Here is a 1,510-nt window from a genome sequence, read left to right as displayed (position 1 = left end):
TACGGTAACTACATCGGCGGCGAGTTCGTCGCGCCTGTCAAAGGTCAGTACTTCACCAATACTTCGCCAGTCAATGGCCAACCGATTGCCGAATTCCCCCGTTCCACGGCCGAAGACATCGACAAGGCCCTGGACGCTGCCCACGCGGCCGCCGATGCCTGGGGCGCCACGTCCGCCCAGGCCCGCTCGCTGGTGCTGCTGAAAATCGCCGACCGCATCGAACAGCACCTCGAAACCCTGGCAATCACTGAATCCTGGGACAACGGCAAAGCCGTGCGTGAAACCCTCAACGCCGACATTCCGCTGGCCGCCGACCACTTCCGCTATTTCGCCGGTTGCCTGCGCGCCCAGGAAGGCAGCGCCGCAGAAATCGACGGCAACACCGTGGCCTATCACATCCATGAACCGCTGGGCGTGGTCGGGCAGATCATCCCCTGGAACTTCCCGATCCTGATGGCCGCATGGAAACTCGCCCCGGCGCTGGCCGCCGGCAACTGCGTGGTGCTCAAGCCTGCCGAGCAAACGCCGCTGGGCATTACCGTGCTGGTCGAACTGATCGGCGACCTGCTGCCACCGGGCGTGCTGAACATCGTGCAAGGCTTCGGCAAAGAAGCCGGCGAAGCGCTGGCCACCAGCAAACGCATCGCCAAAATTGCCTTCACCGGCTCGACCCCGGTCGGCTCGCACATCATGAAATGCGCGGCGGAAAACATCATTCCGTCCACCGTGGAGCTGGGTGGCAAGTCGCCGAACATCTTCTTCGAAGACATCATGCAGGCCGAACCGTCGTTCATCGAAAAAGCCGCCGAAGGCCTGGTGCTGGCGTTCTTCAACCAGGGCGAAGTCTGCACCTGCCCATCCCGGGCGCTGGTGCAAGAGTCGATCTACGACGAGTTCATGGCCGTGGTGATGAAGAAGGTCCTGCAGATCAAACGTGGCGACCCGCTGGACACCGACACCATGGTCGGCGCCCAGGCGTCCGAGCAGCAATTCGACAAGATCCTTTCGTACCTGGAAATCGCCAAGGGCGAAGGCGCCGAACTGCTGACCGGCGGCAAGGTGGAAAAACTCGAGGGCAACCTGGCGAGCGGGTATTACATCCAGCCGACGCTGCTCAAGGGCACCAACAAGATGCGCGTGTTCCAGGAAGAAATCTTCGGCCCGGTGGTGAGCATCACCACCTTCAAGGACGAAGCCGAAGCCCTGGCGATTGCCAACGACACCGAGTTCGGCCTCGGCGCCGGCCTCTGGACCCGCGACATCAACCGCGCCTATCGCATGGGCCGCGCCATCAAGGCCGGTCGTGTGTGGACCAACTGCTACCACCTGTACCCGGCGCACGCCGCGTTCGGCGGCTACAAGAAATCCGGCGTCGGCCGTGAAACCCACAAGATGATGCTCGATCACTATCAGCAGACCAAAAACCTGCTGGTGAGCTACGACATCAATCCGCTGGGCTTCTTCTGATCCGGCGCGATATCGCGTAACGGCTATCGCGGGCAAGCCTTGC

1 protein-coding gene is annotated in these 1,510 nt (G+C 62.1%); it reads left to right on the top strand.

All coding sequences use genetic code 11. The features are described 5' to 3' along the window. Positions 1-1,467: aldehyde dehydrogenase family protein (locus D8U18_RS10365; RefSeq protein ID WP_130907408.1), on the top strand; the 1,467-nt coding region annotated here is incomplete at its 5' end. Positions 1,468-1,510: the final 43 nt, after the last annotated feature.

This window comes from Pseudomonas sp. Sample_10 (genome assembly GCF_004321495.1).
In the GTDB taxonomy this organism is placed as follows: Bacteria; Pseudomonadota; Gammaproteobacteria; order Pseudomonadales; family Pseudomonadaceae; genus Aquipseudomonas.
Note: the sequence above shows the minus strand (reverse complement) of the source record. Positions and strands in the feature narration are given on the sequence as shown.